7 protein-coding genes are annotated in these 5,656 nt (G+C 73.6%); 6 read left to right on the top strand and 1 reads right to left on the bottom strand.

Features of this window, described 5'->3' with window-relative positions; translation table 11 throughout:
- A partial coding sequence (locus KBX39_RS34100) for an ABC transporter substrate-binding protein (RefSeq protein ID WP_312247471.1) occupies positions 1-386 on the bottom strand: 386 nt, incomplete at its 3' end.
- 396 nt (positions 387-782) lie between these two features.
- Between KBX39_RS34100 and KBX39_RS33865 the strand changes: the two genes are divergently transcribed.
- Genes KBX39_RS33865 through KBX39_RS21305 form a run of 6 tightly spaced genes read left to right on the top strand, consistent with a single transcriptional unit; the run spans position 783 to position 5,510 of the window.
- Positions 783-1,430, top strand: coding sequence for a PaaI family thioesterase (locus KBX39_RS33865; RefSeq protein ID WP_051611058.1), 648 nt, complete (start codon positions 783-785; stop codon positions 1,428-1,430).
- A complete protein-coding gene (locus KBX39_RS21285; protein ID WP_210872147.1) occupies positions 1,427-2,302 on the top strand; it encodes an SDR family NAD(P)-dependent oxidoreductase in 876 nt (291 codons plus the stop codon). Before KBX39_RS33865 ends, KBX39_RS21285 begins: the two co-directional genes overlap by 4 nt.
- Positions 2,303-2,328: 26 nt before the next feature.
- Positions 2,329-3,435, top strand: coding sequence for a TIGR03617 family F420-dependent LLM class oxidoreductase (locus tag KBX39_RS21290; RefSeq protein ID WP_043330306.1), 1,107 nt, complete (start codon positions 2,329-2,331; stop codon positions 3,433-3,435).
- Positions 3,432-4,322, top strand: a complete 891-nt coding sequence (locus KBX39_RS21295; RefSeq protein WP_210872149.1) for an LLM class F420-dependent oxidoreductase — start codon at positions 3,432-3,434, stop codon at positions 4,320-4,322. Before KBX39_RS21290 ends, KBX39_RS21295 begins: the two co-directional genes overlap by 4 nt.
- 50 nt (positions 4,323-4,372) lie before the next feature.
- Positions 4,373-4,891, top strand: coding sequence for a nuclear transport factor 2 family protein (locus KBX39_RS21300; protein WP_082930946.1), 519 nt, complete (start codon positions 4,373-4,375; stop codon positions 4,889-4,891).
- Between the two features lie 4 nt (positions 4,892-4,895).
- Complete coding sequence (locus KBX39_RS21305; protein ID WP_210872151.1) at positions 4,896-5,510, top strand: TIGR03619 family F420-dependent LLM class oxidoreductase; 615 nt, start codon at positions 4,896-4,898, stop codon at positions 5,508-5,510.
- The last annotated feature ends 146 nt before the right edge of the window (positions 5,511-5,656 follow it).

Consider the following 5,656-nt stretch of genomic DNA (forward strand, 5'->3'; position numbering starts at 1 on the left):
ATGTTGACCTTGACGGCGTTGGCGTCGAACGGCGTCCCGTCGTGGAACTTGACGTCGTCGCGCAGGGCGAGTTCGAGGTGGGAGCCGTCCTGGGCATAGGTCCACTTCTTGGCCAGGCCGGGGACGACCTGGTCGGTGGAGTCGACCATGGTGAGCCGGTCGTAGATCAGCGTGAGGTAGGGGTAGCCGCCGGGGGCCGGCTGCGCCGGGTCGAGGTTCTGGAACGGCGACGAGGCGCTCACCCGCAGGACGGCGTCGGGGTCGATCTCACCCGTGGTGGCACCGGGGTCGCCGGTTCCGGTGGCGGAGCAGGCTCCGACGACGAGGGTGGCGGCGAGCAGGCTCGCGGCGACGGCGAGGCGTCGGCGGCGCGGGAGGCGAGACACAATGGTCCTTTCCTGACCTTCGGCCCGAGAGCGGGAGCGGCTCCGCGGGTCACCCGGCGGGTTCCCGGGGGCGGCCGGGCCGTTCGGCGGCGGCCGTGCGGGCGCGATGGTCATGGAGGTGATGGATGGCGGCGCTGGTGTGGAGCGCCTGTCCGGAGCTGATCGGCATCCGCGCCCGAGACTGGCGGTGTTGCGGCCGTTCGCGATCCAAACAAGCGCTCGATTGGGAACCGTAGGTGGCAGCGTGCGGGCACGTCAATAGGCGATCGGCAGCATGATCGACAAGGGGGCGGCGCGTAGCGGGCAACCGTTGCCAGCACGCGGTCAGGTCGCTAAGGTGCGCATCAAGCAAGCGCTTGGTTGCTTGATGTCCGGCCGGCCAAAGGAGTCCGCACGGTGGAAGCCCCCCTCGCCACGGCACAGCCCCGCGACACCGGCATCGACGCGGTCGCCTCGGCCACCCGCCGGCTCATCGACGCGATCACCCGCGCGGGCGGCGCCGTCGACCCCGACGCCGACGCGATAGTGGCCGACCTCGACGCGCTCACCGCCCGGATCGACGCCCACGCCCCGGACCTCGCCGAGCGGATCGCGACGATGTGGCGCCAGCCCGGCCCGGGCCGCTTCGACCCCGCTGGCGGCACCGAGAACCCGCTGTCGCCGCCGGTGTCTCTCTGGGTCGAGCCGGACGGTTCCTTACGCGGGGAGGTCACCCTGAGGCTTGCCTTCCAAGGGCCACCCGGGCACGTGCACGGCGGCACCTCGGCCATGCTGATGGACCACGCCCTCGGCATCGCCAACGCCCGCGCCGGATACGCCGCGGTGACCGTCGGGCTCGACATCTCGTTCCGCGCGGCCATCCCGATCGGCTCGACGATCACGATCCTGGCCCGGCACGACGGGCGCGACGGACGCAAGGTGCGCAGCTCCGGCGAACTGCGCGTCGGGGACCTGACGTGCGTCACGGCCACCGGCACCTTCGTCCTCATGGACGACCCGTCCACGCGGGAGAAGTTCCGCCGAGCGTCGCGGGAGCAGGCATGAGCACCGATCCCCATCCGAGCAGCGCCGCACCCGGCCCGCTCGCCGGCCGCGGCGCGCTCGTCATCGGCGGGGGCGGCGGCTTCGGCCGCGCCATCGCCGCCGCGCTGGCCGCCGACGGCGCCGCCGTGACGATCATGGGACGGACCGAGGCGACGCTGCGGGCGGCGGCCGGGACGATCGCCGCAGCCACCCCCGGAGGTTTGCCGGTACGGATCAGCGCCGGCGACTCCACCCGCGAAAAGGACGTGGCAGCAGCGGTACGCGCCGCCGACGAGACCCCGCTGGCCGCGGTCGTCACCACAGTCGGCGGCGGCACCTTCCGTCCCCTGCTCGCCCTCGACGCCGAGACCCTCGAACACGACTTCCGGCGCAACGTCACCACGGCGCTGCACGCCATCCGGTACGGCGGGCAGGCCCTGGCCGCGCGCGGCGGGGGTGCGATCGTGTGCACCTCGTCGAGCGCGGGCGGGCACTCCTTCCCGTTCATGCCGTCGTACTCGGTGAGCAAGGCCGCGCTCGAAGCGCTCGTCCGGGTCGCCGCCGACGAACTCGGCCACCTCGCGGTACGGGTCAACGTGGTACGCCCCGGCATCGTCGCCACCGACGGCGAGAACCCGGGCCGGCTGCTGGCCGACCCCGAACTGGCCGCCGCGACGGTCGCCGAGAAGCCCCTGTCGCGGATCGGGCGCGCCGAGGACGTCGCCGCCGCGGTCCGCTTCCTCTGCGGTCCCGGCTCCTCCTGGATCACCGGCGCGTGCCTGCCCGTCGAAGGCGGGGCACACCTGCGGCGCGCGCCCCGGCTGGAGAAGCTCGCCCGGATCGTCAACGGCGACGAGGTCGTCGACGCCACCCTGGCGGGCCGCATCCCGTGACGGCGCCACAGACACCCGCCACCCGGATGGAGCTGACCACGACGCTGCCGCCGACGACGGCGCTGCGCGAGGTGCCCGCGGTCGTGGCGCGCATCGAACGGCTCGGCTTCGACACCGTGCACATCCCCGAGACGACGCACGACTCCCTGGCGGTCGCGCTGCTCGCGGCCGAGCACACCAGCCGGATCACCGTACGCACCAGCATGACGCTGGCCTTCCCCCGCAGCCCGATGGTGACCGCGTACGCCGCGTGGGACCTCGCGCGGTTCTCCGAGGGCCGCTTCCAGCTCGGTCTGGCCACCCAGGTACGCGGCAACATCGTCGGGCGGTTCTCGGTGCCGTGGGAGCGGCCGGTGGAGAACCTGCGCGACTACCTCGCCTCGATCCGGGCGATCTTCGCCGCGTTCAGCACCGGCGAACCCCTGGAGCACGAGGGCAGCCACTACCGCTTCACCCGGCTGCAGCCGTACTTCAATCCCGGCCCGCTGCCGACCGCGGCCCCGGCGCTCTACACCGGCGGGGTCAACCGGCGCGTCTGCGAGGTGGCCGGCGAGCTCGCCGACGGCTTCGTCACCCACGCGACGAACTCGCACCCGAGTCACCTGCGCACGGTCGTACTCCCCGCGCTGCGCGCCGGGGCCGAACGGGCCGGACGCGCCGGGATCCCGCGGGTCGTCGTGGTGTCCAAGTCGATCACCGGGCCGACGCCGGCCGCGCTCGCCGCGAGCCGCGACTCCGCCCGCCAGGAGCTGGCGTTCCTCTTCTCCACTCCCGCCTACCGCACCACCCTGGACCGGCTCGGCCTGGGCCGGGTCGGCGAACGGCTCGCCGCGATGGCCGCCTCCGGGCGCTGGACCGGACTCGCCACCGTCCTCGACGACGAGACCCTGGCCGCCCTCATCCCACACGGCACCTACGCCGAGCTGCCGGACGTGCTCGGGCAGGCGTACGGCGGCATCGCCGACGGGCTCGGGCTCGGGCTGCCGCTCGACCCGGACGACGACGAGGACTTCGGCGCGTTGCTCGAACGCCTCCGGCTCATCCCGACCAGTGCCGCGGCCACCATCCCGCCCGCGAACGCCGGCCCCACAAGCGCGACGCGCGGCGTCGCCGGATCGGAGACCCTGTCATGACCGCACGCATCGGGCTGCTCACCCCGGTCGTCGTCCAGCATCCGCGCACCGCGGCCGCCTGGGAACGGGACGTCCTGTCCGGCCCCGACGTCGGCGGCGCGCTGCTGGCCGTCGCCCGCGCCGCCGACGACCTGGGCTACCACCACCTGACCTGCAGCGAGCACGTCGCCGTGCCCGCCCCGATCGCCGCCGAGCGGGGCGCGACGTACTTCGACCCCGTGGCCACGCTGTCGTTCCTCGCCTCGGCGACGCGCCGCGTCCGGCTCGCGACGAACGTCGTCGTCATCGGCTACCACCATCCGCTCGCCCTCGCCAAGACCTACGGCACCCTCGACCTGCTCAGCGGCGGCCGCGTCGTCCTCGGGATCGGGGTCGGCAGCCTCGAAGAGGAGTTCGACCTGCTCGGCGCCGAGTTCGCCGAGCGCGGCGCGATCGCCGACGAGGCGATCACCGCCCTGCGCGCGGCGTGGGGCAGGGCAGTGCCGCACCACGAGGGGCCCCGGTTCACGTTCACCGACTTCGTCGTCGAACCGCACGCGCCGCGCACCACGGTGCCGATGTGGATCGGCGGGCGCACCCGCCGCTCGCTGCGCCGCGCCGTGACGTACGGCACCGGATGGGCGCCGTTCGGCCTCGGACCGCAGGAGCTGACCCGCATCTGGGAATCCGTGGAACGCCCGGACGGCTTCGACCTCGTGCTGCAGATTCCGCCGCTGGACCCGCTCGGCGACCCGGACGGCTCCCGCGCGCACCTGCGCACGGCCGACACCGTCGGGGCGACCGCTGTCAACGCGAGCCTCGTGGCCACCTCGGCCGCCCACCACCTCGAGCAGATGGCAGCGCTGCGCGAGCTCGCCCCGGAACGCTTCGAGACGAACCCGGCCTGACCGGCCGCCGACCGGTTCATCCGACGAGACCCGATCGAAAGGAACCCACCATGAGCGACTCGCAGCCCGACCGGCTCGCCCTGCTCGAGGCTCGCCTCGAACAGGCCGAACGGCGCCTCGCCGCAGCCGAGGACCAGCTCGCCCTCTGGCGGATCGTGGCCAGCTACGGCCCCGCCGTGGACAGCGGCTCGGCCGAGATCACCGCCCAGCTGTGGACCGAGGAGGGCGTGTACGACACCTTCCCGGTCGTGCTCAACGGCCGGGACGCGCTGCGCGGCATGGTCAACGGTGAGCGGCACCAGGCCCTGATCAACAACGGCGCCGCCCACCTCATGGGGCTGCCGCACATCGTCGTCGACGGCGACCGGGCCGTCGTGACGAACTACTCGCAGCTCGTGCTCAGCGCCCCCGACCAGAACGGCTACCGGATCTGGCGTACCGGCTCCAACCGGTGGGAGTTCACCCGCACCGACGAGGGCTGGAAGGTGACCCACCGCTGGAACCGCCAGCTCGACGGCACCGACGAGGGCCGCGACCTCCTCGCCCGCGCCGTCGAATCCGAGGCCTGAGGCCGTGCGCATCGGCCTCAGTTCCCCGGTCCTGGCCGACTCCGGGCCCCGGCCCCCGTGGGAGGCCGAGGCCGGGGTCGCCGAGTTGCGCACCGTCTTCACCACCGCCGACCGGCTCGGGTACGAGTTCTTCACCTGCCCGGAGCACGTCAGCGTGTCACCGGGGCTGGCCCGGGGTGAACGCTTCTACGACCCGGTCGCGACGTTCTCGTACCTCGCGGCGATCACCGAGCGGATCCGCTTCCTGCCGTACGTGCTCGTGCTCGGGCTGCACCATCCGCTCGAGTTGGCCAAGCGGTACGGCACCCTCGACCACCTCAGCGGCGGGCGGGTCGTCCTCGGCGTCGGCGTCGGCAACCTCGAAGAGGAGTTCGCGCTGCTCGGGCGTCCGTTCGCCGACCGCGGGCCACGGGCCGACGACGCCCTGCGGGCGCTGCGGGCGTCCCTGTCGGTACGGCTCGCCACCTCCCACGGGGAGTACTACCACTTCACCGAGCAGGTGATCAGCCCGCACGCGGTTCAGCAGAAGGTCCCGATCTGGGTCGGTGGCCACAGCAGGCGTGCCCTGCGGCGCGCGGTCACCCTGGGCGACGGGTGGGCGCCGGCCCCCGTCACGTAGCGCGGGCCGGACCTGGAGACGCTGCCGCGGATGCTCGCCGAGCACGACCTGCCGGAGGGGTTCGACGTCGTCATCACGCCTCCGGCCCGCCTCGACCCGACCGGCGCCCCCGAGGCCGCGCTGGACCTCGTCGGCCGGATCGGCGA

This window comes from Micromonospora sp. D75 (assembly GCF_018070405.1).
In the GTDB taxonomy this organism is placed as follows: Bacteria; Actinomycetota; Actinomycetes; order Mycobacteriales; family Micromonosporaceae; genus Micromonospora; species Micromonospora chalcea.